Source organism: Streptomyces sp. NPDC021225, assembly GCF_044332865.1.
Taxonomy (GTDB): Bacteria; Actinomycetota; Actinomycetes; order Streptomycetales; family Streptomycetaceae; genus Streptomyces.
The window spans coordinates 661,831-687,902 of sequence record NZ_JBIRPV010000006.1; the positions used below are offsets into that span (position 1 = coordinate 661,831).

General features: G+C 71.7%; 19 protein-coding genes, 1 pseudogene and 2 riboswitches. Of the genes and pseudogenes, 6 read left to right on the top strand and 14 right to left on the bottom strand.

Annotated features, from left to right (window positions below):
- Positions 1–39 precede the first annotated feature (39 nt).
- Positions 40–648 carry a hypothetical protein gene (locus ACH4S9_RS28670; protein WP_385337403.1) on the bottom strand — a complete coding sequence of 203 codons (609 nt, stop codon included), beginning with the start codon at positions 646–648 and terminating at the stop codon, positions 40–42.
- A gap of 128 nt (positions 649–776) precedes the next feature.
- Entirely contained in the window at positions 777–1,649 is an 873-nt protein-coding gene (locus ACH4S9_RS28675; RefSeq protein ID WP_398374411.1) for a helix-turn-helix domain-containing protein, read from the bottom strand.
- A gap of 172 nt (positions 1,650–1,821) precedes the next feature.
- On the opposite strand from ACH4S9_RS28675, the gene ACH4S9_RS28680 reads away from it, so the two are divergent.
- Together ACH4S9_RS28680 and ACH4S9_RS28685 are read left to right on the top strand one after the other, a co-directional pair.
- Positions 1,822–2,577 carry an SDR family oxidoreductase gene (locus ACH4S9_RS28680; RefSeq protein ID WP_398374413.1) on the top strand — a complete coding sequence of 252 codons (756 nt, stop codon included), beginning with the start codon at positions 1,822–1,824 and terminating at the stop codon, positions 2,575–2,577.
- A 66-nt stretch (positions 2,578–2,643) separates the two neighbouring features.
- Positions 2,644–2,859 (top strand): tautomerase family protein, encoded by a 216-nt coding sequence (locus ACH4S9_RS28685; RefSeq protein ID WP_385337397.1) that lies wholly within the window; start codon positions 2,644–2,646, stop codon positions 2,857–2,859.
- A gap of 111 nt (positions 2,860–2,970) precedes the next feature.
- Here ACH4S9_RS28685 and ACH4S9_RS28690 read toward each other — a convergent pair whose 3' ends face one another.
- The 4 genes from ACH4S9_RS28690 to ACH4S9_RS28705 all read right to left on the bottom strand — a co-directional run bounded on the left by ACH4S9_RS28690 (position 2,971) and on the right by ACH4S9_RS28705 (position 10,743).
- Positions 2,971–3,936 (bottom strand): non-reducing end alpha-L-arabinofuranosidase family hydrolase, encoded by a 966-nt coding sequence (locus tag ACH4S9_RS28690; protein ID WP_398374448.1) that lies wholly within the window; start codon positions 3,934–3,936, stop codon positions 2,971–2,973.
- 162 nt (positions 3,937–4,098) lie between these two features.
- On the bottom strand, positions 4,099–7,272 hold the full coding sequence (locus ACH4S9_RS28695; RefSeq protein WP_398374414.1) for an amidohydrolase family protein: 3,174 nt from the start codon (positions 7,270–7,272) through the stop codon (positions 4,099–4,101).
- A gap of 232 nt (positions 7,273–7,504) precedes the next feature.
- Positions 7,505–7,819 (bottom strand): SMR family transporter, encoded by a 315-nt coding sequence (locus ACH4S9_RS28700; protein ID WP_311723283.1) that lies wholly within the window; start codon positions 7,817–7,819, stop codon positions 7,505–7,507.
- 12 nt (positions 7,820–7,831) lie between these two features.
- A riboswitch (guanidine-III (ykkC-III) riboswitch) is annotated at positions 7,832–7,893 on the bottom strand.
- A 21-nt stretch (positions 7,894–7,914) separates the two neighbouring features.
- Positions 7,915–10,743 (bottom strand): tetratricopeptide repeat protein, encoded by a 2,829-nt coding sequence (locus ACH4S9_RS28705; protein ID WP_398374415.1) that lies wholly within the window; start codon positions 10,741–10,743, stop codon positions 7,915–7,917.
- 338 nt (positions 10,744–11,081) lie between these two features.
- On the opposite strand from ACH4S9_RS28705, the gene ACH4S9_RS28710 reads away from it, so the two are divergent.
- Positions 11,082–12,719, top strand: coding sequence for a cellulase family glycosylhydrolase (locus ACH4S9_RS28710; protein WP_398374416.1), 1,638 nt, complete (start codon positions 11,082–11,084; stop codon positions 12,717–12,719).
- 75 nt (positions 12,720–12,794) lie between these two features.
- On the opposite strand, the gene ACH4S9_RS28715 is transcribed toward ACH4S9_RS28710, so the two are convergent.
- From ACH4S9_RS28715 to ACH4S9_RS28735, 5 genes are read right to left on the bottom strand one after another with little or no spacing between them, the layout of a single operon-like run.
- Positions 12,795–14,789, bottom strand: coding sequence for a DUF2264 domain-containing protein (locus tag ACH4S9_RS28715; protein WP_398374417.1), 1,995 nt, complete (start codon positions 14,787–14,789; stop codon positions 12,795–12,797).
- Positions 14,790–14,811: 22 nt separating this feature from the next.
- Positions 14,812–15,867, bottom strand: coding sequence for a LacI family DNA-binding transcriptional regulator (locus tag ACH4S9_RS28720; RefSeq protein ID WP_311723278.1), 1,056 nt, complete (start codon positions 15,865–15,867; stop codon positions 14,812–14,814).
- Positions 15,868–15,911: 44 nt separating this feature from the next.
- Positions 15,912–17,561: a sugar ABC transporter substrate-binding protein gene (locus ACH4S9_RS28725; protein ID WP_398374419.1), complete on the bottom strand. Its 1,650-nt coding sequence runs from the start codon at positions 17,559–17,561 to the stop codon at positions 15,912–15,914.
- Positions 17,562–17,613: 52 nt separating this feature from the next.
- A complete protein-coding gene (locus ACH4S9_RS28730; protein ID WP_398374420.1) occupies positions 17,614–18,501 on the bottom strand; it encodes a carbohydrate ABC transporter permease in 888 nt (295 codons plus the stop codon).
- The gene (locus ACH4S9_RS28735; RefSeq protein ID WP_358844806.1) at positions 18,498–19,352 is read right to left on the bottom strand and encodes an ABC transporter permease subunit; all 855 of its coding nucleotides are present in this window, start codon (positions 19,350–19,352) and stop codon (positions 18,498–18,500) included. The genes ACH4S9_RS28730 and ACH4S9_RS28735 overlap by 4 nt, the downstream gene beginning before the upstream one ends.
- Before the next feature lie 411 nt (positions 19,353–19,763).
- Between ACH4S9_RS28735 and ACH4S9_RS28740 the strand changes: the two are divergent.
- Positions 19,764–20,980: pseudogene (locus ACH4S9_RS28740) on the top strand (hypothetical protein).
- 3 nt (positions 20,981–20,983) lie between these two features.
- Here ACH4S9_RS28740 and ACH4S9_RS28745 read toward each other — a convergent pair.
- Together ACH4S9_RS28745 and ACH4S9_RS28750 are read right to left on the bottom strand one after the other, a co-directional pair.
- Positions 20,984–21,727: a VC0807 family protein gene (locus ACH4S9_RS28745; RefSeq protein WP_311723274.1), complete on the bottom strand. Its 744-nt coding sequence runs from the start codon at positions 21,725–21,727 to the stop codon at positions 20,984–20,986.
- Between the two features lie 123 nt (positions 21,728–21,850).
- Entirely contained in the window at positions 21,851–22,189 is a 339-nt protein-coding gene (locus ACH4S9_RS28750; RefSeq protein WP_311723273.1) for a GNAT family N-acetyltransferase, read from the bottom strand.
- A gap of 127 nt (positions 22,190–22,316) precedes the next feature.
- Between ACH4S9_RS28750 and ACH4S9_RS28755 the strand changes: the two genes are divergently transcribed.
- The gene (locus ACH4S9_RS28755; protein WP_311723272.1) at positions 22,317–23,177 is read left to right on the top strand and encodes a LysR family transcriptional regulator; all 861 of its coding nucleotides are present in this window, start codon (positions 22,317–22,319) and stop codon (positions 23,175–23,177) included.
- A gap of 222 nt (positions 23,178–23,399) precedes the next feature.
- Here ACH4S9_RS28755 and ACH4S9_RS28760 read toward each other — a convergent pair whose 3' ends face one another.
- Complete coding sequence (locus ACH4S9_RS28760; RefSeq protein WP_311723271.1) at positions 23,400–24,374, bottom strand: alpha/beta hydrolase; 975 nt, start codon at positions 24,372–24,374, stop codon at positions 23,400–23,402.
- 243 nt (positions 24,375–24,617) lie between these two features.
- Positions 24,618–24,756: riboswitch (cobalamin riboswitch) on the top strand.
- 321 nt (positions 24,757–25,077) lie between these two features.
- Between ACH4S9_RS28760 and ACH4S9_RS28765 the strand changes: the two genes are divergently transcribed.
- Positions 25,078–26,064: an ABC transporter substrate-binding protein gene (locus ACH4S9_RS28765; protein ID WP_398374449.1), complete on the top strand. Its 987-nt coding sequence runs from the start codon at positions 25,078–25,080 to the stop codon at positions 26,062–26,064.
- Positions 26,065–26,072: the final 8 nt, after the last annotated feature.

Below are 26,072 nucleotides of genomic sequence, written 5' to 3' on the forward strand. Positions count from 1 at the left end.
GGGGTCGGCGGCCGGGCACGCGGCGGCCGCCACTCCGGTTCAGACCGGGCAGGCACCGCCGCCCGGCACCGGCCGGAGCGAAAGCGGGACACGCGGGATCACGCGGCGGTGCGGCGGGGCGCGCTCACCGCGGCGCGGCGGGGCCCGGAACGCGACGGCGGTACGGCCGGGATCGCCGACGGGCACCAGCGGCAGCCGCCCCAAGGCCCGCACCGGGCCCGGCAGACGCAGCGCGAGCCGCTGGCGCGCGGCGGCGGCCAACGTACGGAGCGGCCGCAGCGTCACCTCAGCGACCCCGAGCAACCGGGCGGCGAGCACGACGGTCACCGCGTGACCGGCCGTCACCTCCCAGGACGGATGGCCGGCCCCGGCGCCGTACGCGGCGGGCAGCGTATAGCCGAGGTGGAAGGCCGCCTGGGCACCGCCGAGCGCGGCCAGCGCCCGCTCGGGGGCGGGCGAGCGCCGGGCGGTCAGCAGGAAGCCGAGCAAGGTGACCGAGGCGCCGCAGCCCACGGCGGCCGCCGGAAAGGTCCCCGCGCGGACGCACCTGCCGAGCAGCGGGAGCAGCACGGTCAGGGCGGCGAGCAGGGGCGCGCCGATCAGCGGCCGGGCGGCGCCCGGCGCCACACGGCATCGGATCAGTCGCATCGCGCCACAGCCTTCTCAAACCACCCAGTCCGCCGCGCCCTTGCCACCGGGCGCGGGCCCGCGAGAGCGCAGCCTATCCCGCGGGGTCCTGACCGCACGCGGGCAGGGCTGGGCAGGGGCCGGGGCGGTCAGGACTTCGGCCGCTCGCGTCCGGCCGCGTCGGCCGTCATGTCCTGGGTGCCGATGACGGAGAGCAGCTCAAGCCGGGCGGCGCCCTCGGTGCCGGGCGGGGCGCTGAACCACAGCAGGCGTTGGCGTCCGTCCTCGCTGAACAGACTGTGGCAGTCCAGCTCGATGACGCCCAGCGCGGGGTGGACGATGCGTTTGCGGTCGACCCGCCGGAGGGCGACGTCGTGGGTGTCCCAGAGGGTGGCGAACTCCTGGCTGTGCCGGCGCAGCGCGGCCACCATCCGGGCCACCTCGGCGTCACCGGCGCGCCGGGCCGCGACCGCCCGCAGGTCGGCGACGAACACCCGGGAGTGATGGGGGTGGTCCTCGGGCGGGTAGACCGTGCGCGCGTCCGGGTCGGTGAACCAGCGGTGCACGAAGCTCGCCGCGCGGCCGCGCACCGCCGGGGGCCGGCCGAGCAGCGCGGCGGCCAGGGGGTTCTGCACCAGGGTTTCGTGCAGATCGGTGATGACCTGGGCGGGGGTGGTGGTGAGCCGGTCCAGCAGGCCGAGCAGGCCGGGCTGGACATGCGCGCTCGGGCCGTGTGTCGCGGGCGGGGCCGGCCGGTCCGTCAGGTGGAACAGGTGGTCCCGTTCGTCACCGTTCAGCCGCAGCGCCCGGGCGAGCGCGGCCAGCACCTGCGCCGAGGGCTGGGCGCCCCGCCCGCGCTCCAGCTCGGTGTAGTAGTCCGCGGACAGCCCGGCCAGCTGGGCGACCTCCTCGCGCCGCAGCCCCGGTACCCGGCGCCGGGGCCCGCTGGGCAGTCCGACGTCGGACGGGCGGATCCGGTCGCGCCGGGACTTCAGGAACGCTGCGAGTTCGGCATGGTTCACAGGCCCCATCGTCCCGCGCCCCGGCGCGCCGATCCAGGGGACGGCAACCCCAGGGTGGGGTCAGCCCTGGCCGGCCCGGGAGCACCGGCGCACGCTGGAGACACAAGCGGGGAAGTCACGGCGCCCGGCGCCGTGGCCCCGCTCCACGACCGAACGTCTCCCAGGAGTCCCCATGCCCCCCGAGGAAAACGCGCCGACCCGTGTCGCCATCGTCACCGGCGGTTCCCGTGGAATCGGCCGCGAAGCCGTGACCAGGCTGGGCGCCGACGGATACTCCGTCGTGGTCGGATACGCGGGCAACCGCGAGCTGGCCGAGGCCGCCGTCAAGGAGATCGCCGCCGTCGGCGGCAGGGCGATCGCCGTCCAGGCCGATGTCGCCGAGGAAGATCAGGTGGCGGCGCTCTTCGACGCCGCGGAAGCCGAGTACGGCGGCGGCGGTGTCGATGTCGTCGTCCACGCGGCCGGCCGCATGTATCTGGCCCCCGTCGCCGACCTCGACCTGGCGAAGCTGGACGCGCTGCACCGCACCAACATCCGCGGAACCTTCGTCGTCGCCCAGCAGTCGGCCCGCAGGATCCGCCGTGGCGGGGCGCTGATCACGTTCTCCACGTCCGTGGTGGCCCTGGCCCTGCCCGGCTACGGGGCGTACAGCGCGAGCAAGGGCGCCGCCGAGGCACTCACCATGATCCTCGCGCGCGAGCTGCGCGGCCGGGACATCACCGTCAACACCGTCGCCCCCGGACCCACCGCCACCGATCTGTTCCTCGAGGGCAAGGACGAGGAGACCGTCGCCCGGATGGCCGCCATGCCGCCACTGGAGCGGCTCGGCACCCCCGCCGACATCGCGGAGGTCGTGGCCTTTCTCGCCTCGCCGGCCGGCCACTGGGTCAACGGCCAGGTCATCCGCGCCAACGGCGGCATCGTCTGACCGCCACGGCGCACCCGTTCCGTTCACCCCGCACACCCGTCCCACACACCGGAAGAGAGAGTCACCATGCCGTTCGCGAACTTCAAGGTCCCGGCCGGAAGCCTCGACGAGAAGCAGAAGGAGCGGATCGTCACCCGCACCACCGAGCTGTACGTCGAGATCTACGGGGAACGCGCCCGCGCCAACACCATGGTTCTGGTCGAGGAGGTCGCGGACGGCGGCTGGGGGATCGGCGGCGACGTCCTGACCCTCGCCATGCTCCAGCGGCACCCCGAAGGCTGACGCGCCGGCGGCGCCGGGCCCGTACCGGCACGGTCCGCGGACCTCGCGCCCCGCGGACCGCCCGGTGGCGTACGGCGGTCGCGTGGGCGCGGGCCCGGGGCATGGCCTCGTTCAGCAGGTGTTGTTCGTCTGGGTGAGCAGCCCCAGACGCCAGGGGAACTGGGAGTAGTCACCGTCGGCCGAGGGGTTCATGCCCTGGTAGAGGAAGTGCAGCCGGCAGGAGTTGATGGTCATGGTCTGGTCGTTTCCGGTCCGGATGAGTTCGCCGTGGCTGATGTCCTGGGTCCAGGCGCCGGACGGGAAGGACACGTTGTTGCTGCGGGCGAACGGATTGGCCTCGGTGGCGGCCAGCGGCTGCCACTGGCCGGTGAGTCCCTGGGCGGTGAAGGAGCGGTAGTAGCGCCTGCCGTTGCTGCCGATGGCCTCCATCATCAGCAGGTAGGTGTTGGTGCCCTGGACGCGGTAGACGGCGTCGCCCTCGAACAGGGCGAACTTGGAGTCCTGAAGGACGAGTTGGCTGTTGCGGAAGTTGTTGGGGTTACCGGGGTCGGTGCTGGTGGAGTACGACGGCGGGCCGGTCTGGTACACGAGGTACCACAGCCCCTTGGGCGCGAAGTAGAACACCTGGGGAGCGGCGGCGTAGCGGGTGCCGATGTTGGGGTTGGTGTCCAGATAGGTCAGCGGGGCCGAGCCCGCCTGCGACCAGTCGGTGAAGCTGGTGTACGCCATGCTCCAGGCGCCCGAGGTGTTCGCGGTCGTCATGAAGACGTGCCACTTGCCGTTCGCCTGGATCACCGTCGCGTCCTTGACGGAGACGACGGGGTGGGCGGCGTCGGGCTTGGGGGCGAGCAGCGGGCCGGTGGAGGACCACTGGAAGCTGCTCGGCAGCGCGGCGGCGGCCTTCGGGGCCGCCTGGGTGTCCCGGCCCGCCGCGGCCAGGTGCTCCCTTGCGGGTCCGGAACGGTGGCGCGTGGGGAGGGCCTTGCCGGAACGGATGACGCGGGCGCTGTCGTGCTCGGCCTGTCCCGGCGCGGGGCGGCGGCACAGACTCTGTCCCCGACCCGGTCCGTTCGATATGTCGAATCATGGCCGGGCCTTCGGACGTCAAGGATGAGAGGCGAAGCGCCGACGGCGTCAATACCTCTCGCACCACCCGGCCCGCCGGCCCCGCGGCTCGCGGTCCGGCCGGAGCCGGCGAGCACGCCCGGGGCGCGCTCGGGCGTGCTCGTCCGGGGTGGCTCAGCAGCAGGCGGGGCGAACCAGGGCCAGGTCCGGCGGCAGGCTCTGGGCCGTCCGGGCGGCCGTCGCCGCGGATTCACCGCTCCGCGCGGAGGCGGCGCGCCCCGTCTTCGACCCCGACGCCACCAGGTTGTCCACCGTGTGCACCACGCCGCCGAGCACCACCTGCCGCACCGCCGCGGCCGCCTGGATGTCGCTCAGCGGGTTGCCTTCCACCAGCACCAGATCGGCGAGTTTCCCCGGCTCGATCGTGCCCAGATGGGCGCTCATGCCCAGCGCCCGCGCGCCCGTCACGGTGGCGGAGCGCAGCGCCTGGTACGGGCTGGCGCCGTAGCGCACCATAGTCTGAAGGTTCAGGTGGTAGTAGACGGCGGGGGGCACCAGCGGGCTGTCGGTGCCGACCCCGACCCGCGCCCCGCCCTCCAGCAGCCGGTGCAGCGTCGCCCCGTGCCGGGCGGTGAACGCCAGCTCGTCGGCCGGCTCGTTCTGCTGCGCGTCGGCCACTCCCGTACGGAACTGGTCGTACTCCGCCTGCATCATCAGCGACGTCAGCCGCCGGTCGCCGACCGCCCACCCGGCGTACCGGTACAGCGCGGCGCGGGTGGCGGACAGGCCAGCGCCGGACAGCCCCAGCGTCGGGGTGAAGACCATGCCGGAGGCGATGAGCGGCTCGGTCACGTCCTGGTGGGTGTGGCCGAGGTGGGTCTCCTTCTGGCGGCGGCCGTAGCGGCTGGTGCCGCCGATGTGTTCGACGCCGTCGGCGCCGAAGCCGAGCGGACCGAACAGGTAGTGGGAGGTGGCGGGCAGGCCGAGGCGGTGCACCGCCCGCACGGCGGCGCGCTGTAGCGCGTACGGCAGCCGCACATAGGCCTTGAGCAGGTCGTGGCCGAGCGCCTCGGCCTTGGCCACCTCGCGCGCCAGCTCCTCCTCGCTCGAGATGGGGCGGCCGACGGCATAGTAGGAACGGGAGCCCTCGAGCGCGTTACCGGCCGCGAAGAGGCGTGGCCCGATGCGGCGTCCGGCGTCGATGGCCTCCTTGACCTCGACCGATTCATAGTGCGGACCGCCCGGGGAGCGCAGCGTGGTGACGCCGAACGACAGCCACAGTTTCGTGGTCTCGGCCATCAGCCAGGGCGCGTGCTCGTGGAGGGCGATCAGACCGGGCAGCGCGGTCAGCTCGCGGGCGTCGACGGTGCGGTCCCCGCTGACGGAACCGCGCTCCACGACCCGCTCGACGCGGTTGTCCTTGATGACGATGTCCACGTCGTGCCGCAATGTCTCGGCCGTGCCGTCCCAGACCGCCCCCACCTGCACGACGGTGCGCCCGGACTGCCTGGCCTGGCGCCAGGTCAGCTTGGTGGGGACCGTGGTCGCGCGGCCCGTGCGGGCGTCGGCGAGGCGCAGCCGGCCGTCGGAGAGATAGAGCAGGGAGCGCGAGTCGGCGCTCCAACTGGGGCAGTCGGCGGTCTCGCCGTTCAACTCGCGGGCGGGGCCGGTCGGCCGGCCGGCCGGGTCGAGGGCACTGAGGTGCACGGTGCCGCCGACGATGTACGCGGTGTACTGACCGTCGGGTGAGTAGACGGGCCCGGCGTCCATGGTGTTCGCGAGGGACTTCCCCGGCACCGGCTCGTCGTAGCGGGTCTCGCCACTGGCGAGGTCGACGGTCAGGATGCGGTTGGCGCCCTCGCGGTAGCGGGGTGTGGCGGGCACCAGCGCGGCGCACGACAGCTTGGTGCCGTCGGCGGAGAAGGCGGGCCTGCCGCCCCAGGCCACGGTGCGTACGGCGCCGGAGGCGACATCGACGGTCTGCATGATGCTGGACCAGAAGGAGAACGCGACGGTCTTGCCGTCGGGGCTGAAGACGGGCCAGGTGAGCTGGCCCTGAAGGTCGGTCAGCTGCCGGTCCTCGCCGCTGTCGAGGTCGTGGAGCCACAGGTTGGTCGTGGCGCCGCCACCCCGGTCGCTGACATACACCAGGGTGGACCCGTCGGGGTGCCAGGCGAGGCCGCTGTTGATGTTCCCGTCGGAGATCACGGCCTTGGGCGTGGAACCGATGCGGCCGACCCAGATGTCGCCGAGCGCGGCGAAGGCGTACCGGTTGCCGTCGGGCGACAGGCACGGGCTGACGATGCCCTTGACCTCGCGCGGCGCGGTGGAGTCGAAGTCCCGCGGGGCGGGCCGCTCCGGGACGCGCGGCACGGTGAGGTGGGCGGTGAAGGGGATGTCCTTGACCGAGTCGCCGGTGAGCGACCTGCGGCGGATCTTTCCGTCGGCCGTGTAGAACACCTCGTCGCCGGAGATCCAGCGCGCGGCGAACGGGAACACCTCCTCGCCGTCGTCGGAGACGGCCTTCCCGTCCACGACGAGGGTGGCGGCCGACGGGGTGAGGTGGACATACGCCAGCTTGGTCCCGTCGGGGGACAGGGACGGCCCCGCCACCCGCCCCTTGGCGACGGCGACGAGCTCGGTGCGCTCGCCGTCGGCGTCGACCTGGACGACGGCCTGCGGGGCGTCGCCCTTGCCGCTGGTGAAGACGATGGCCTGCCCGTCGGGACGCCAGTAGGGCTGTGCCTCCTGCGCGGTGGCGTCCGCCCCGGTGGCCCACAGCCCGCTCTCGCCGGTGTCGAGGTCGAGGACGTGGATGGCGTAGCGCCCGTCCGTCTCGCCCGCGTAGGCGATCCGCTTGCCGTCCGGGGAGAACCGCGGCTCGCGGTGGTCGGAGGCGCCCTTGGTCAGCTGCCGGGCCCCGGTGCCGTCGGCGCGGGCGAGCCAGAGATGGAAGTTGCCGTCGGCGTACGACTGGTAGACCAGATGGCGGCCGTCGGGCGAGAAGTCGGGCTCGGTCGCCTCGTGGTCGATGCCGGTGAGCCGGCCGGCCTCACCGCCGTCGGCCGGGACCGTCCAGAGCAGGTTGAGCAGGTCCAGTACGACGGTCCGGCCATCGGGGGAGAGCGCGGCGGAGGCGTTGGTGGCCTGGCTGACGCTGATCCGCCGGGTGTCGCCCTTCGCCTCCGCCGTGCCCCGCGCGGTGGACGCCGCGGCCGCCTCGGTCTCGATCCCGGCCAGGGGGCCGCCCAGCCACAGACCGCCGGCCCCGACCGCAGCCTGGCCGCTCCGCTGGATGAGTGTTCTGCGTGATAACTCCAACGCCGTGTCCCCCCTGGGCTCGGTCACTTGCCCGGTCGCAGGTGTGAATGACCGGCGCAGGCAGGGTGGCACACGGGTCTGAACCCGGTCTAAACGCACGACCGGCGCGTCAGGCGCGGGGCGGTCGTGCCCTTCGTCATCTCTCGGGCCTCGCCCTCGCGGGCATCTACAACGTCACCTTCCCCTGGTCTCCTGCGAGAGCCCGGGGAGTGGTGCCACGCCGTCCCCCGGTTCTCTCCGATCCGGGCGTCGAGCGCGCTCAGTGTGCCAGCTTCAGACCGGCCACGCAGCCGACGATGCCCGCCAGCAACAGCAGCCTCAGCGGGGTGGCGGACTCACCGCCGAAGGCGATGGCGTACCCCGCGGTGAGCACCGCGCCGATGCCCACCCAGACCGCGTATCCAGTGCCCACCGGCACCGTCCGCAGCGCGTAGGCCAGGCCCGCCATGCTCAGTACCAGGCCGGTGCCGAAGACCACGGTCGGCAGGGGGCGGCTGAACCCCTCGGACTTGCCCAGCGCCGTGGCCCACACGGCCTCGAGTACTCCGGACACCACCAGAACGATCCATGCCATGACGGACGACTCCTCGCGTCGTCTTGTCATGACTGGGTACGGCGCATCTCGTCCAGGAGCTGGTGGGGCTCTGCCCGCCATCATCGCACACGCGTTCAGGGCTGGAGGTCGGCGAGAAGCTTCTTCGCCGCCTCCAGCTTCGGCCCGTATTTCGCGGGATCCGTGGCGTTGAGCGCTGTGAAGATGTCCACGGCCTCCCGCGCCCGCACCAGAGCCTGGTCCCGCTGCCCGGAATAGCGCAGATACGGAATCGTCGGCCACATCAGCCAGTCGCCCAGCGCCGGGCGATACCTGGCGGGGTCCTTGGTGGCGAGCCCGCGCAGCACATCCGTGGCCTCGACGGCACGCTGCGCGCCCTGGGCACGCTCGGACTCGTCCCACAGGATCTGCGCCAGATTGACCAGCGTCCAGGCCTTCCGGTACACGTGCTCGTCGGAGTCGGGCTGCTCCCGGATCAGCTGCTCGTACAGGCTCAGTGCCTCCTGCTCCCGGGCGAGGGCCTCGTCGTAACGGCGGATGCCCTTCAGATAGGTCCCCGCCGGGAACACCAGCCATGACGCGAGCCCGGCTCGGTAGCCGGGATTCTTCGCGGTGAGCCGGCGGAGCAGGTCCGTCGCTTCGACGGCCCGCTGCGCGCCCTGGATCTGGTCGGAGTTCGCCCACAGGGCCTGTGCCAGATTGACCAGAGTCGTGGCCTTCCGATAGGCGAGCTCGTCGGAGTCGGGCTGCTCGCGGATCAGCTGCTCGTACAGCCCCAGCGCCTCCTGCATGGCGGCGACGGCCTCGTCATGGCGACCGGCGGCCAACAGATGAATGCCCAGGGGGGACACCAGCCAGCCGGCGAGCCTCGCACGGTAGCCGGGGTCCTGGGCCACGACCTCGCGGGCGACCGCGATCCCGTCGAACGCCCGGGCGATGGCCTCGTCGCGCAGCGGGCCAGGGAGGTTCCACAGGGTCTGCGCCCTCGTCATCAGGGCCTGCGCATCCGCGATGCGGGCCGCCGCGCTCGGCGTGGCCGTGTCGTAGAAGCAGGTCAAGAGCTTCTCGCCGACCCGGTACAGCTGTACACTCCCGGCCGGTGTCGTCGCCGCGGTGAGCTCGGCGTACGACCACCACGTCTGCCCGAGCCGCAGGGGCGCCGACCACGTGGGCTGCTGCGGATCCCGGTAGGCGGTCTGGACACGGTAGTCCCGGCCCAGCCAGAACGCATTGAGCCGCCGCCCCGCGGTCACCGCCGGGACGGTGGTGAAGGGCTGGCCCCAGTTGGTCAGGTGCCGTGGGGTGGCCTCGGCCGGCGCGCTCCAGCCACCGTCGTAGTGGATGAACCACATGGACCCGAACCCGCCCTGCCAGAACACATCTGCCTTCCCGTCCCCGCTGCCCGCGGCCTGGATGCTCGACGGAAAGTCGCCCCCGGGGAACTCGGCGATCTGCGCGGGCGCGCTCCAGGCGGGGGCGGGTGCGTGGGAGTCGTAGGTGACGCTGTGCACCGTGCGGTCGTCTCTGGTCCAGAAGGCCATCACCACCCCGGGCGAAGGACAGGCCACCGTGAGGTCCGAGCTCAGCGACGCGGTGCCGGCCGGGGCCGCTTCCTGTGGCGCGCCCCACGCGCCCTTGGCGTCCTGGAACACCGCCATCAGCGCGCCGGTTTGATTGTTCAGCCAGATCACGACGGTCGAACCCGATGTCGCGGCGGCCTTGAAGTACAGCATGTAGTCGGTGTCACCGCTCACCTTGACCGGAGCCGCCAGCCACCCGCTCGGCTGGGTGGCGTCGGTGCGCGTGGCGTAGACGCCGCCGTCCGCACCGCGGAACAGAACCGTGATCAGGCCCGGCCCGGATGACAGGGCGAGAACCGGAGGTGCGTCCAGCACCGACTTCTCCGCGCTGATGGCCACCGACGGCTTCCAGGCCGGTGCGGTCGCGGTGGAGTCGTAGGACGTCGTGCGCAGCTGTGCCTTCTGCGGATCCCGCCACACCAGCACGGTGCGCCCCGGCCGGTCCGACGCGGCGCCCACGGACGCCATGGTGTCCGGCACCCCTACCGGGGCCCAGGGGGACCATCCGGGCACATGCGGGTCCTTGGCCCAGTAGGCCACGGTGTCGTGGAAGCCCATGAGGTTGGCCAGACCGGTCTGGACCCGCAGCTCCGCGCGGACCTGGTCGGTGTATCGGGCCACCACGTTTTCGAACTCGGCCTGCCCTCCCGGGAGCCACGCGGTCCTGGCGGTACCCGAGTCGTAGTCGGTGATGTGGTCCACGCCCCTGTAGGACACGTAGTAGCTGCCGGGGTCCACACGGCCGTCGACCACCGGTTCGATGGCCTGGTCGGCGTGTTGGAACACCCAGTCGAGCCGTGCCGCGTGTCGCGTCAGCTCCTCGCGGGCCAGCCTGTCCTCGCGGTACTGCGGGTTGAGCCCGGCGATCACGCCGAACCGGACCGTCAGCACATAGACATACGCGACGTATGCCAGTCGGTGGTCGAAGACGCTCTCGGGCGAGTTGGCGTCCGGCCGGTAGAAGAAGGAGTCGCCCTCCAGCAGCGTGTTCGCCGCCAGCCGGGAGTTGTTGTCCGCGTTGGCCCGCAGCAGGGGGTCCCGGCGCCCGTCGGCGACCCAGCTGTTGAGCTCGTCCATGGCGGTGCGGGCCTTCCCGCGCAGGCCGTCCAAGTCGCGCTGGAGATTGAGGACATAGGCCTGCTGCTCGACCCTGACCGCCTGCTTGACGGCTTCGAGCAGCTCGTCGAACCGCCCCTGGAGGGAGACGAAGTCCTGGTGCAGCACCTCCAGCTTGGCCAGGATCTCCTGTTCGGGAGTGGGGTCCTCCCTGCCGAGGCTGACGAAATCGCAGATGGTCTGGTAGGCCTGGTACGCCTTCTTGCCGGCTTCGTAGACCGCGATGGCGGTGACGATGGGCGTGGTCATATCCGGTTGTCCCCCCGGTGTGCCTGTACCCAACAGCGGGCACGTCCGCGACCGGTCGTCCGCACGCGGGTCAGACGGCGCAGACCGGTTATTGAATCCAAGTAAACAATAAAGCGGGACTGTATGTGACGGGTAATGAAAAAAGCCCCCACAAACCCTTAAGTGCATCTAACAAGGCGCGGTGTGTGAACCCGCCCGGTACGGGCCCGGGGACGCCGCCGCGGACAGGGCGGGCCGGTGCCGGACACCTTGACGTGTCTCGGGGGTGATGCATTGATGGGAGCGCTCCCAACTATTCGATCGCATAAGGCACCAGGCACTCACTCCTTGGAGTCGCAATGAGACGAAAGAGAAACCTGGCTGTCCTGCTGGCCGTATTGGCCGGTCTCCTCGGGATCGTGGGCCTCGGCCAGACCGCCCACGCCGAGTCGCGCGCCCGGCTGGCCACCGGCCTCCACATCAGCGACGGCCGTCTGCTGGAGGGCAACGGCAACGATTTCGTCATGCGCGGCGTCAACCACGCCCACACCTGGTACCCGGGCGAGACGCAGTCGCTGGCCGACATCAAGGCCCTGGGCGCCAACACCGTCCGCGTCGTCCTCTCCAACGGCCACCGCTGGACCAAGAACAGCGCCGAGGACGTGGCCGCCATCGTGGCTCAGTGCAAGGCCAACCGGCTCATCTGCGTGCTGGAGGTGCACGACACCACCGGCTACGGCGAGGAGTCCGCGGCCGCTTCGCTCGACCAGGCGGCCGACTACTGGATCGGCCTCAAGAGCGTGCTCGCCGGCGAAGAGAACTACGTCATCATCAACATCGGCAACGAGCCCTGGGGCAACACCAACCCCGCCGGCTGGACCGATCCCACGGTCGACGCGGTCAAGAAGCTGCGCGCCGCCGGGTTCCAGCACACGATCATGGTGGACGCCCCCAACTGGGGGCAGGACTGGCAGGGCGTCATGCGGGCCAACGCGCGGACCGTCTACGACGCCGACTCCACCGGCAACCTGATCTTCTCGATCCACATGTACAGCGTCTATGACACGGCGCAGGAGATCACCGACTATCTGAACGCCTTCGTCACCGCCCGTCTGCCCATCCTCATCGGCGAGTTCGGCGGGCCCCCCGACCAGTACGGCGACCCGGACGAGAACACCATGATGGCCACCGCGCAGCAGCTGAAGCTCGGATATCTGGCCTGGTCCTGGAGCGGCAACACCGATCCCATCCTGGACATGACCACCGACTTCGACCCCAACAAGCTCACCGACTGGGGCAAGCGCGTCTTCAACGGGCCCAACGGCATCGCCGAGACCTCCCGTGAGGCCACCGTCTTCGGCGGCGGCTCCGGCGGCGACACCCAGGCCCCGACCGCCCCCGGCACCCCGACCGCCTCCGCCGTGACGGCCACCTCCGCCACCCTCACCTGGCCCGCCGCCACCGACAACGTCGGCGTCACCGCCTACGACGTCGTCCGCGTCAGCGGAGGCACCGAGACGCGGGTCGCCACGTCGACCGGCACCACGGCGACCGTCACGGGCCTGACCGCGAACACCTCGTACACCTTCGCCGTCTACGCCCGGGACGCGGCCGGCAACCGCTCGGCCCGCTCGGCCACGGTCGGCGTGACCACGCAGCAGGGCGGCGGCTCCGGCGGAGCCTGCTCGGTCGGCTACCGCGTCGTGGGCGACTGGGGCAGCGGCTTCCAGGGGGAGATCTCCATCCGCAACACCGGCTCCGCCGCCATCAACGGCTGGACCCTGGGATTCTCCTTCGCCAACGGCCAGACCATCACCAACATGTGGGGCGGCACGCCGCAGCAGAGCGGCGCCGCGGTGACCGTCACCCCCGCCGCCTACACCGCCACCATCCCCGCCGCCGGTTCGGTCACCGTCGGCTTCACCGCCAACAGGGGCAGCACCAACTCCGCGCCGACCGCCTTCACGCTCAGCGGCAGCGCCTGCGCCACCGGCTGACGTACGACGAGGAGGGCATGCCCGCGGCTGCCCCGCGGGCATGCCATCCCCTGTCGAAATCGTCGTCGGCGGCCATCACGTTCCCGCGTCCGGCGTGCCGGCGCCGCCGCCCTTCGGAGGGGCCACCCGCTCGACCACGCCGTCCGGGAACCGGACCTCCACCGTGCCGTCAGGCATCAACTGCGCCCGGGCGCGGGAGCGTGCGGCGTGGAGGTCGCGGCACACCGCGGGGTCGGCCGTGAGGACGACCAGGGTGACCAGCAGCCGGGTGGCGCCGGGGTGGCGGTCCAGGGTGAGCAGGGGAGTGGCCGAGTGGTGGCCGTAGGCGTTGTGGCCCCGCGCCCGCGCCACCTCGCCGCTGGGCGGTTCGGGCCCGTCCGCCCACCCGAGGAGACCCACGAGCGCGGTGGTCAGGCCGTCGGGGCGGCGGGCCAGCGCCCAGCCGGGGCCGGTGTCCACGGCCGGTGGAGCGGTGTCGCAGGCCACCGCCCAGCCGCCCTCCCGCACGGTGGTGCCGGGCGGGGCCTGGACGCTGTGCACCCGCACCTCCCAGGGACCGCGCACCACGCTGCCCGTGGCGATGGTGTGCCGCCCCCCGTCGCCGTCCGCGCCGAGCGGGGTGTGCCACGACGCCGCGCGACGGCCTTCGGTGTACAGCGGATGGACACGGCCCCGGCGGGACGGGCCCGAGGGGTACAGCAGCGTGATGTGGTTGTCGGGGCCGGGCGGTTCATCGCCGGGCGGGGTCTGTGGCGCGGTGGCGGTGGAGTACCCGAGCCGGGTGTAGTGCGGGCTGTCCTGCGAGGGGGCGGGCGGGGGCGGCAGCCGGTCGCTGCCGTGGTTGACCAGGCGGACGATCCCGTCGGCGGCGGTGGAGTGCAGCAGCCACCCCGGGGCGGGCAGGGCGAGACACCGGTCGGCGGTCTCGACGGGGCCGGGTTCCTCGGTGGCCGTCCACACGGGGTGGTCGGCGGGCAGCAGCAGGCCGAGGAACGCCTTGCTCGCCCAGTACGGGGAGGCGGGGCCGGAGTAGGGCTGGACGACCGGGAGATAAGGGCGGTACCAGCCCAGGCTCAGCAGGCCGTTCGCGTCGGGCGCGCCGTGGTCGGCGAAGTGTTTCAGGGCGCCCGAGGCCAGCCTGCGGGTGCGGCCGGGCGGCAGCGGGGTGGCGTCGGTGAGGGCGCCCGCCCACAGCGGCACGGTGGTGGCGTAGCGGTAGGTGAGGGACCTGCCCTGGTGGACGGGGGCGCCGTCGGAGCCGAAGAAGTACTGGTGGGTGTCGAGGAACCGGCGCAGCCGGGCGCGGTGTTCGGCGACCCGGGCGGCGTCGGCGCGTGGCCCGGCGATGCGCGCCCACAGGACGGGGTACAGATGCAGGGCCCAGGCGTTGTAGTAGTCGAACTTCCGGCCGTCGCCGTCGGTGTACCAGCCGTCGCCCCGGTACCAGTCGTCCAGGCGCGCCAGGCCCGCGTCGATCTCGGCGCGTTCGTGCGGCGCGTCGACCGAGGCGAGGAATTCCTCGGTGATGACCTGGAAGAGGCGCCAGTTGGAGTCGTTGGCGGTGGCGCCGACGAAGCCGCCCAGCCACTCGGCGGTCCGCCCGCGTACGGCGTCGGGCAGCCGGTCCCAGATCCAGGGGCGGGTCTCGTGCAGGGCGATCGCGATGGAGGCGGCCTCCACCATGGGCTGGGCGCGGTCGGCGATGGGGGGCCAGCGCTCCCGGTGGCGTGGGTCGGTGCCGGCGGCGAGACCGGCGGCGTAGCGCTCGACGAGCCCCTGGATCACGGTGGAGCCGGGGGCGTCGGTTCCGCCGGCGCCGGCGATCCGGAAGGCGGCGAGCAGGAACGAGCGGGCGTAGCCCTCCAGCCCGTCCGACCACGGGCCGGAGTAGCTGGCCGGCCCGGGGAGCCGGTACTGGGCCAGGCCGGGGGAGGCATACGGGACGAGTGCGGTCAGCAGGCGGTCGGCGGCGGCCTCCCAGTGCGCGCGGGTGTAGCCCGTGTACGGCGAGAGCCGGGTGTCGGGGCGCGGCGGGTGGTTGGTGTCGACCGAGAGATGCGGCGCGGTCATGCCGGGTCGGGTCCTCCGTGTGTCACTGTGCGCGTTCGGGCGAGGGCGGTCCCACGCTGTCGCGTACGACGATGTGGGTGCCGAGCACTTGGTGGGTGTCGGCGGTCTCTTCGGGATCGCGCAGGGCCATCCGTACCGCGACCCGGCCCAGTTCCTCGGCGGGGGTGTGGACGGTGGTCAGCGGGGGGTTGAAGTCCTGGGCGAGTGGGATGTCGTTGTAGCCGACGAGGGAGATGTCGCCGGGTACGCGCAGGCCCGCCTCGGCGATGGCCCGCAGCGCTCCGGCGGCGACCATGTCGTCCCCCGCGAAGACCGCGGTGAACTCCGTTCCGTCTCTGAGCAGTTCGGCCATCGCACGGTGTCCGGCGGCGCGGCCGAGGCCGCAGTCGACGACATGTGCGGCCGCGGGCGGCAGGCCGTGTGCGGCGAGCGCGGCGCGATAGCCGGCGACCCGGGCGTCCAGGGCCGTGTTCCCGGGCAGCCCGCCCAGGAACACGATCCGCCGGTGCCCCGTGGAGACCAGGTGGCCGGTGATGGCCCTGGCGCCGGCCTCGTTGTCGAACTCGACGACGAGCGCGGGGATGTCCGGGCCGGGCGCGGGCCGTCCGCACAGCACCAGCCGGGAGCCCGCGGCCGCCAGGGCGTGGGCGTAGTGGGCCACGCGCTCCCGGTAGGCGTCGTCCTCGACGACGCCGCCCGCCAGGATCACCACGCTGGCGCCCTCCTCCCGCATGAGCTGCACGAACTCCAGCTCCCGCTGCGGGTCGCCCCCGGTGCTGCCGACCAGACACAGCCGGCCGTGGGCCGTCGCCTCGGCCTCGACCCCCTCGGCGACCTTCGCGTAGAAGGGGTTGGTGACCTGGCGCAGCACGACGGCGACCATCTTGCGGCCGCCGCCCACCAGTGCGCGGGCGTGCGCGTTGGCCACGTAGTCCAGGGCCCGCGCGGCGCGGAGCACCCGGGTGCGGGTGGCGGGCGGCACCGGGTGGTTGCCGCTCAGCGCGCGGGAGACGGTGGCCGCGGACACGCCCGCCCGCTCCGCCACATCGCGGATCGTGGCCCGCCCCCTTGCCGCCATGCCGTTCCCTCATCTCCTCGCGCCACGTGGTCGTCGGTGCCGTCTCAGCTGTTCGCGGCGTAGTCCTTGGCGAACTCCTCGGCCATCCTGTCGCCGCCGCGGGAGCGCCAGGTCTTGACGGCGGCGTCGTACTCGGACATCGGGGAGCGCCCGGCGATGACCGCGGTGATCGTGTCGTCCATGAGGGCCCTGAGGGTGGTGCCCTGCGCGGTGGAGGTGCGGGACTGGAGCCCGTACGACGCGTTGCGGATGGCGACCGGGACCACCTTCTGCTGCCAGGCGTGCAGCGCGCGTACGACCTCGGGCCTGCCCGGCACGAACAGCACCTGCGGCCCCTCGGCCAGATACTTGAAGGGGAGGTTGTTGACGTTCTCCACCTGGCCCAGCTTGGTGGTCTTCGGCGCGCCGTCCTTGTCCCGGGTGAAGTGCACTCCCTCCAGGCCGTAGTGCATGAGCTCCCATTCCTTGGTGCCGAACGGGGCGGCCAGGTAGTCGAGCAGGCGCAGCAGCAGTTCGACGCGTTCCTTCTTGGCCTTCTTCAGGATGGTGTAGCCGAAGGAGCGGCGGGCGGCGACGATGCCGCCGGGGGTGCCGTCCACGTCGTAGGGCAGGGCGGGGGCGGGGGTGAGCAGGCCCTTGGAGTCGGGGTAGAGGGTCTGGTAGGAGCCGAAGCCGTTCTGCATGGAGCCGGCGGTGCCGTTGAGGAACAGGGTGTTCAGGTCCACCGCCGACAGCGAGGTGGCGTCGGGGTGGTACGAGCCGTTCTTGCGGAGCTGCGCCTGGTAGGCGATCGCGGCCTTGTACCGCTCATCGGTGAAGTTCGGGCGGAAGGTGCCCTTGGTGTCCACGGCCCAGCCCTGCGGGGCGTTGTGGGCCGCGGAGTGCACGGCGTTGCCGAACAGCGAACCGGTGGACGCGCCCAGGGCGTAGGCCTTGCCGTGGGTGGCCTTCTTGGCGACGTCGGCGAAGTCCTGGGAGGTCCATCCCTCTTTCATGCCGGCGTCGCGGAACATGCCCTGGTTGAGCCACAGCGTGGAGCCGGGCAGCGGGCGTTCGAGGGGGATGCCGTAGATGCGGCCCCCGACGCGGCCCATGTCGCGCCAGGCGTGGGTGGGGATGCCCGCCAGGTTGGGGTAGTCCTTGACGGCCTCGCCCGACAGGAACGGCGTCAGGTCCTCGGCCCTGCGCTGCACGAACTGCGCTTCGCGGGGAAGGACGAACCCGGAGAAGACGTTGATGATGTCCGGCAGCGAATCGGGGTCGCCCGCCATCACCGTGGCCATCTTCTTCTGGTAGTCGGCCTGCGAGACGATGGTGAACTCGATCTTGACGCCCAGGGCCTTCTCGACGGCCCGCCAGTACTGGTTCTGCCCCCGCCCCTTCGGCGGGGTGCCGAAGGTGACGGACATGACCTTGACCGTGGAGCCGTCGCCCGGGGTGCGCGCGACCGAGGTGGCCAGATCGGCGGGGTAGGAGGTGTAGCCGGGCTGGACCCCCGACTCGGTGGCGGCGAGGTCGGGCTTGGCGCCCGAGGCCGCCTTGTAGGCGGGCCACGCGGCGAGTTTCTTGCCCGCGTTGGAGACATCGCCGTCGTCCGAACCGGTGGAGCAGGCGGTGAGCAGACCGGGGAGGCAGACCGCGGCTCCACCGGTGGTCATGGAGCGCAGCAGGGTGCGTCGGGACATGCTGGGCATGGGCGGGGGACCTTTCTGGGTGCGGCTCGTGAGGCTGCTGGCTGTTGCGGGCTCAGCTCTTGATGGCGCCGGTGAGCACGCCCTTGGTGAAGTACTTCTGGAGGAAGGGGTAGACGAGCAGGATCGGCACGGTGGCGATCACGAGGATGGCCATCTGGATCGTCTGCGGCGCGTTCACCGTGGCTTCTCCGGTGGTGGTGTCCGTGAGCCCGGCGCCGGTCACCACATAGGTGCGCAGCACCTGTTGGAGCGGCCAGTGGTCGCTTTCGAGGTAGAGCGAGGCGTAGAACCAGGAGTTCCAGTAGGCGACGGCGTAGAACAGGCCGACGACGGCGAGCGCGGCCTTCGACAGGGGCAGCACGACCGACCACAGCACCCGCAGGTCTCCGGCGCCGTCCAGCCGGGCCGCCTCGTACAGCTCCTCGGGGATGGCGTGGAAGAAGCCGCGCAGGACGACCAGGTTGAAGACGTTGATCAGCACCGGGAGGATCAGCGAGGCGTAGGAGTCGAGCAGTCCGAGTTCCTTGACGAGCAGGAAGTTCGGGATCATGCCGGGCGGAAAGAGGAAGGTGAACAGGACCAGCAGGAGTACGGGTCTGCCGCCGAAGACACCGGGGCGGGACAGCGCGTAGGCGAGGGTGACCGTGCAGGCGAGGCTGAGCAGGGTGCCGATGACGGTGACGCCCGCGCTGACCCCGAGCGCCTGGGTGACGATGCCGCCGTCGAGGATGTCGCGGTACGCCTGGAGGGTCGGGTGTTCGGGCCACAGCACCCAGCCGCCGTTGGCCACCACCTCGCGCTGGGAGGCGAGCGAGGTCGACAGGATCACCAGGAACGGCACACAGACCAGCAGCACGACGGCGACGAGGGCGACGGCCTTGCCGGCCTGTGTGAGGGGTTTCGGCTTCTCCATCCAGCCGGGCCGCACCGTGGCGCTCACTTGTAGACCCCCTGTTCCCCGAGCCGGTGGGCGACCTTGTTGGCCGCGTAGACGAGCAGCGCGCCGACCAGGCCCTTGAACAGGCCCGCGGCCGCCGCGAACCCGTAGTCGCCGCCGACGATGCCCTGGTAGTAGACGAAGGTGTCGATGATCTCGGCGGCCTGCGGGCCGACCGCGTCGCGCTGGAGCAGCATCTGCTCGAAGCCCACGGAGAGGATGTCGCCCAGCCGCATGATGAGCAGCAGAATGATCACCGGGCGGATGGCGGGCAGGGTGACATGCCAGAAGCGCCGCCAGGGCCCCGCCCCGTCGATCGCGGCGGCCTCGTACTGCTGCTCGTCGACCTGCGACAGCGCGGCCAGGAAGATGATGGTGCCCCAGCCGGCGTCCTTCCAGATCACCTGGGCCACCACCAGCGGCTTGAAGGCGTCCGGGTTTCCGATGATGTCGACGGTGTGCAGACCGGCGTCGCCGAGGTAGCCGTTCACCAGACCCGTGTCCCCGAGGACCTGCTGGAACAGGGCTACGACGATCACCCATGAGATGAAGTGCGGCAGATACACCACCGATTGCACAAAGCGCCGCACGGTGGACCAGGTCAGGCTGTGCAGCAGCAGCGCGAGGGCGAGCGGGACGGGGAAGTAGAAGACCAGCTGGAGGATCGCGATCCAGAGGGTGTTGATCACCGCGTCCCAGAACGCGCCGTCTTCCATCATCCGCTGGAAGTTCTCCACGCCGGTCCACGGGCTGCCCCAGAGGCCGTCGAAGGGCACGTACTCCTTGAAGGCGATGACGTTGCCGACGAGGGCGCCGTAGTGGAACACCAGGAAGTACGCGAGCCCGGGCACCATGAGCCAGAACAGCGTCCGGCTACGGCGTCTGTGAAAACCTTTTCGCTGGATTGAAGCGCCTGACAGGTGACGGGAAGGGCGGCTTGCCGTCGATTTCTCAGGGCGCTCACGTAGCAACGCTGCCACGGAGCCTCCTCGGCTGTGGGTATGAAGTGAGGGGAAGTTAAAACGTTTTCAGGCTGCGGTCAACACTTCTGACACATCTCCGGTGCGGGGTCGCCGGAGCAACGGCGGGTGGCGGCCGAACGGCTGACACCTCGTCCCGCACACTTCCTTGACGCTCGGACGGGGCACTGCCAGACTCGCGGCCACACTGCTAGAAAGCGCTTGCTCCTCCCTGTTCCCCCGCACCCCGACGGGTGCTGTCGATCGTTCGACATGGGTGATCACCCCCACACAGGAGATGACGAGATGGGACGCAGAGCCGCACCACCCCCTTCCCGGGCGCCCCGCCGGACGCGAGCCGCCCTGACCGGCGCCGTCGCCCTCCTCGCACTCGGCTCCGGGCTGAGCCCGTCGGCCGTGGCCGCGGCGGATCCGGGCCGGGCCGGGTCTGCCGAAGCCTCGCCGCGGCTCGCGGCGTGCGGTGACGGTTCGTACCAGGCCGAAGCCGTGCTGAGCGGCAGCACCTGGACCGCGCGGCGCGGGAGCGGCGTCGTGTACACGGGCACCGATATGCGGGCCGCCATGCAGGCGGCGATCAACAGCCTCACGGCCGGCCGCACGTCCAAGGAGCGGGTCGTGGTGCGCGGCTCCGGCTCCATCAGCGCCAACTCCCGGGTGTCGCTGCCCAGCTACACGACGCTGGATGTCTGCGGCACGATCAATGTCACCGGCAGCGGCTCCGGGGACCAGGCGCCGGTCTACGCACGTGGCGCACGGGACATCGAGATCCAGAACCTCAAGCTCACCGGCAGCCCGCTGTACGGGATCTTCATGCGGAACGTCCAGAACGTGGTGCTCGGCCAGATCGACATGCGGCTGTCGGCCGGGCTCGGTGTCCGGATCGACAACCGCGGCGACACCAGCCAGTGGACGAAGAACGTCAGGATCGACAACGTCTATGTCTCCGGGGCCTCCAGCCACGCGGTGGAGACCTACGGGGTGGACGGCATCACGATCGGCACGGTCACCGCGCGGAACGTGGGCGAGTCGGGGCTGCTGCTCAACCAGACCATCAACGCCACGGTCACCAAGGTCGACGCGGACAACGCGGGCGCCGGCACCGGCTACGCGGCCTTCCGTATGGCCAACCGCAACGGCCGGGTCGGCAGCTCCTATCCCACCAACATCCGGGTGGGCGAGGTCATCGCGCGCGGCGGCGGGCGCGGTGTGTTCTGTGTCTCCGAGAGCGGTGGCGCGGTCATCGACCGGGTGACGATCTCCGACACCGGCAACAACGCCGTTCTGATCGAGAACTGCTACAACGTGAACCTCGCCGCGCAGAGCGGCACCGTCACGGGCGGCGGCGAGATCCGGCTCGCCGCGCGCACCGAGTTCGCCAACAACCGGGACATCACCGTGCAGAACTCACCGTGACCAACTCGGCCATCCGGGAAAGCCCCTGCGGCGAGAACACCGAGTTCCGCAACAACCGGCTGGTGAACAGCAGCCAGAGCATCTGCTGACGCTCACTGGGCGGTCGCGGCCGCGGCGGCGAGCTCCTCGCCCTTGCGCTGCGACCGCTTGGCGTACCAGCCCGTCCACAGGGCGAGGGCGCCGAGCACTCCGTAGATCAGGACCGGGCTCAGGACCACCATGGTGTCCGTGCTCAGCACGTAGGCGAGCGCGGCCCGGACCCCGGCCTCCAGCAGATACGCCACGCCCCAGACCGCCGTCATCGTCATCATGGTCCGGCGGAAGCCCTCGTACTGCCACAGGTCGTTCCACCAGACGGTGCTCGCCTCGGTGCCGTCGGTGGCGAACTTGCGCCCGAAGTAGAACATCAAGGGGCGCGGCGCCAGCAGCGTGGCCAGGCACAGCAGCCCGAACAGCCCCGTGACGGCGGAGTCCTTGACGAGCAGGGCGCGGGCCGAGTGCGCGCCGACGAGCGACATCACGGCCGAGATCACCAGGAACACCAGGGTGACGACGGCGAATTCATCGAGATGGCGGCGCCACACGAAGTGAACGGCGCTGTCGAGCACCGGCCAGGCGCCGCTGACCAGGAGCGCCGAGAACTCGCTCCAGCCGTGGTCGTGGAGCGCGTTGTACGTGACGATCGGCGCGACGACGTTCAGGGCGATGGTGACGACCCAGCCGACCAGCGCGGCACCCCGGGACCGGGCGGGCGGCGTGGGCTGCTCGTCGGGCCCCGGTGGCTGGGTGTCCGGTGTGCTCCGGTCGCTCTGCGCGGCCGTGTTCTGAGTGTGCATGAATCCCCCCGTACGACGTGCTGGTGAGTGCACGGTAGAGCAGGTGCGCGGTGGCGGACCAGTTCAGGGCCGCCAGTCGTCGCTGAAACCTGGACGGGAGGCCGTCCGGCGCCGGGACGGCCGTCAGCGCAGCGCCGTGCGGAGCCACTGCCGGATCTCCGGAGTGACGGGGTCGGTGATGTCGGCGAACTCGGTCTGCTTGGTCAGGAACTTCGCCACGTAGGGGCAGACGGGCACGGCGCGGTGCCCGGTGTCGCGTACGTCGGTCAGCGCCTCCTGGACGAGGCGGAAGGCCAGGCCCTGCCCGGCGAAGGCGTCGTCGATCTCGGTGTGGTAGAAGACCCGCTGCTCGTCGTGGTCGCGGTACTCCGTGAAGCCGGCGAGCTCGCCGTCGACCAGGATCTCGTAGCGGTGGAGCTGGTCGGCTCGGCGGACGACGGGAATTGCGGCCGGCTGTGTCATCGTGTTCCATTCGGCGTCGGCGGTGCGGGGGTCACGCTCGGTGCCACCCTAGACCGCGAGGTGAGGACGGTGTGCCGGTGTGCGCACCGGGCCTTGCCCGACAGCGCACCGTCCCTCGGGAGTGGGTATGGATCTGCGGCAGATGGAGGTCGTCGTCGCCGTCGCCGAGGAAGGCGGCTTCACCGCGGCGGCGCGGCGCCTGCACGTGGTGCAGTCGGCGGTGTCCGGCACGGTCCGGGCGCTGGAGAAGGAGATGGGGACCCGGCTGTTCGAACGCACCACCCACCGGGTCTCCCTCACCCCGGCCGGAGAGGCGTTCGTGCCGGCGGCCCGCACGGCGCTGCGGGCGGCCGAGCAGGCCCGGGCCGCGGTCGACGTGGCGCGCGGCGAGTTGCGCGGGCAGGTCACGGTCGGCACCATGCAGGGAGTCTGGGTCGGTCTGCACCGCGCGCTGGCCGCGCTGCGGGCGGAACACCCCCGTGTGGTGGTCCGGCTCCGGCAGGCCCCGGTGGCCGACATCCGGCAGGCGCTGCGCGACGGCACGGTGGACCTCGCCGTGGTGGCCCTGGACCGCCAGCAGCAGCGGGGGCTGGTGACCCGCCCGCTGGTGCGCGAGGAGATGGTGCTCACGGCCTCGCCCGCGCGTGGCTTCGCCCAGGAGGACCGGGTCACCTTCGCCGAGATCGCCCGGATGCCGTTCATCGACTTCACACCCGGCTGGGCGATCCGCGGCGCGGTGGACCGGGCCTTCCGGGCCGCCCTGGTCGAGCGCGGCACCGCCTTCGAGGTCAACGACATCGTCGCGGCGTCCGAACTCGTCCGCCACGACCTCGGGGTGTGCGTCATGCCGGAGTCCATCGCCGCTCGTTTCCCCGATCTGACCCTGCGCAGGTTCGACCGGCGCCCGCCGCGCTGGAACGTGATGGCGGTGTGGCCCCGGGGGGAGACACCCCCGGCGGCCGCCGCCCTGTTGCGACACCTCGCCTGACCCCGGTCGGCAGCGGGCCGCGAGCGCCGCCCCCGCTGTCCGGGGTGCGGGGCTCGCGTACGGGCCGGGGCCGGCCGTCAGCCGGCGGTGTGGCGGGCCGCCCGGTGCTCGGTGGTCCAGTAGAGCAGGGCCAGGAGCGGCAGGACGCACTCCGCCGCGGGCCCCGGTCGGGACGCTGCGGCGGAGTGCCCTCCTCGGCCTTGCTCGGCCTTGGTCGGCTTCTCAGCGCTTCTGGAGCGCGGTGCCCAGCGTGTCGGCGGCCAGCTTGATGGCGACCTGCGCGGCGTGGGTCTCGCGCATCGCGTTGACCATGACGAAGTCGTGGATGATGCCCTGGACGCGCACGGCGGTGACCGGGACACCGGCCTGGCGCAGCTTGTTCGCGTAGGCCTCGCCCTCGTCCCGCAGGACGTCCGCCTCAGCGGTGATCACCAGGGCCGGCGGCAGACCCGTCAGCTGCTCCGTCGTGGCGCGCAGCGGCGAGGCGGTGATCTCGGCCCGCTGCGCCTCGTCGGTGGTGTACTGGTCCCAGAACCACTGCATGCCGTCCCGGCGCAGGAAGTAGCCGGTGGCGAACTGGTGGTACGAGCCGGTGTCGAAGCTCGCGTCGGTGACCGGGTAGAACAGCACCTGCTGGACCAGCGGCACATCGCCGCGCTCCTTGGCCATCAGGGTCAGGGCCGCGGTCATGTTGCCGCCGACGGAGTCGCCGGCCACGGCCAGCCGGGTGCCGTCCAGGCCCTTGGACCCGCCCTCCCGGACCACCCACTGGGCGACCGCGTAGTTCTGCTCGATGGCCACCGGGTACCGGGCCTCCGGCGACAGGGCGTACTCCGGGAAGACCACCGCCGCGTTCGCGCCGACGGCCAGCTCGCGGACCAGGCGGTCATGGGTGTGGGCGTTGCCGAACACCCATCCGGCGCCGTGGATGTAAATGATCACCGGCAGCTCCCCGGTGCTGCCCGCGGGCTTGACGATGCGGACCCGGACGCTGCCCGTGGGGCCGCCGGCCACCGTGATCCACTCCTCGTCGACCGCCGGCTTGTCGATCTCGCCGGACTGCACCTCGTCGACCGCCGCGCGGCCCTCAGCCGGGGCCAGATCGAAGAGGTACGGAGGGTTGGCGGTGGCTTCGGCGAAGGCGGCTGCGGCCGGCTCCAGGACAGGCTGGACCGGCGGCACGACGGCATCCGACATCTGGCTCTCCCGAGGTGTGGGGGTAAGGAATGGGGAATTGCCGGGAAGATCGTGGAGATCTCCCGGCTGCTGGGGTCACCCTAGGTCGGCCACCGGTCAACTCTTGTCCGCCAGCGCACCGAGTCTTTCCCCGCAGCGCCATGCGGGGGATCCGGCCGCGGCGTCCGTGCGTCTCGTAGGCCACGTGAGGGCATGTTCCGTCCCGCGGTGCCGCGTAGCGGTCGTGGCCCGGCGCGCGCTAACGTCTCATGGACAAACGACGGCGTGACGGAAGCCGGTGGGAATCCGGCACGGTCGCGCCACTGTGTGTCCGGCGGAGGCCCCGTGCTGCGGGGCGGCCGCCGGGCGAGTCAGACCCTGCGCCGTCGTATGAGCACCGACAACCGGGACGCGTGTTCCCCAGGAGGTTTTCAGCATGGCCCAGTCCGCCGCGCCCGCGCCGAGCACACCGGCCGTCCTCTCCGGCGCCCTGCCGCTGCTCCTCCGCTAACGGCCGAACACACCGTCCGGCAACGGCCGAACACACCCGACACCGCCGTGCCCGTGCCCATCGGGCCCCGGCCGGGTGCCGCGGCCCTCACCGGACCGGCCTTGGGAAACACCACCGTACGACCGGCTCCGCAGCTGAGCCCCGTCATGCAGAGGAACGTCCGTGCCGATAGCACGCCCCGCCCGTCTCACCGCCTTCTTCCTGACCACGACCCTGACGCTGGCCGGCTGCGCCGACGCCACCCCGAACGGCGACCGGCCGTCGGACCGCGCCGCCGCCGGATATCCGCGTACGCTCACCAACTGCGGCCACACGGTGCATATCGCCGGGCCGCCCCGGCGCGCGGTGTCGCTCAACCAGGGCAGCAGCGAGATCCTGCTCTCGCTCGGCCTGGCCGACCGCATGGCGGGCACGGCCACCTGGACCGACCCGGTGCTGAAGGGCCTGCGGAAGGCCAACGCCACGGTGGACCGGCTCGCCGACAACGCCCCCTCGTTCGAGAAGGTGCTGGACCAGGAGCCGGACTTCGTGTCCGCCTCGTTCGAGTCCACCCTGGGCAAGGGCGGCGTGGCCACGCGCCAGCAGTTCGAGGACCTGGGCGTGCCCACCTATGTCTCCCCGGCCGACTGCGCCAAGGACAACACCGGTGACGGCGACGGCTCCCGCGCCACCCCGCTGACCATGGAGAACATCTACCGGGAGATCCGGGACCTCGCCACGGTCTTCGGGGTGGAGAAGCGGGGCGAGCGGCTGATCGGCGCTCTGAAGGCCCGGGTGAAGGCGGCGACCGAGGACATCGACGCCTCCGGCACCACCATGCTCTTCTGGTTCGCCAACTCCGACGCCCCGTACCTGGCCGGCTGCTGTGGCGCGCCCGGCATCATCACCCGGGCGCTGGGCGCCGAGAACGTCTTCGACGACCGCCACGACGAGTGGCCCCAGATCAACTGGGAGGCGATCGCGGACCGCGACCCCGATGTCCTGGTCATCGGCGATCTCTCACGCGAGCAGGAGTCGGCCGAGACCGCCGCGAAGAAGATCGAGTTCCTGGAGTCCAACCCGGTCACACGGACCATGGACGCGGTCAGGCACAAGCGGTACGTCCTGCTCAGCGGGCAGGCCATGAACCCGTCGATCCGCACGGTCGAGGGCATCGAGAAGACCGCCGCCGCCCTGCGCGCGTTCGGGCTCGCCAGGTGACGCCACGC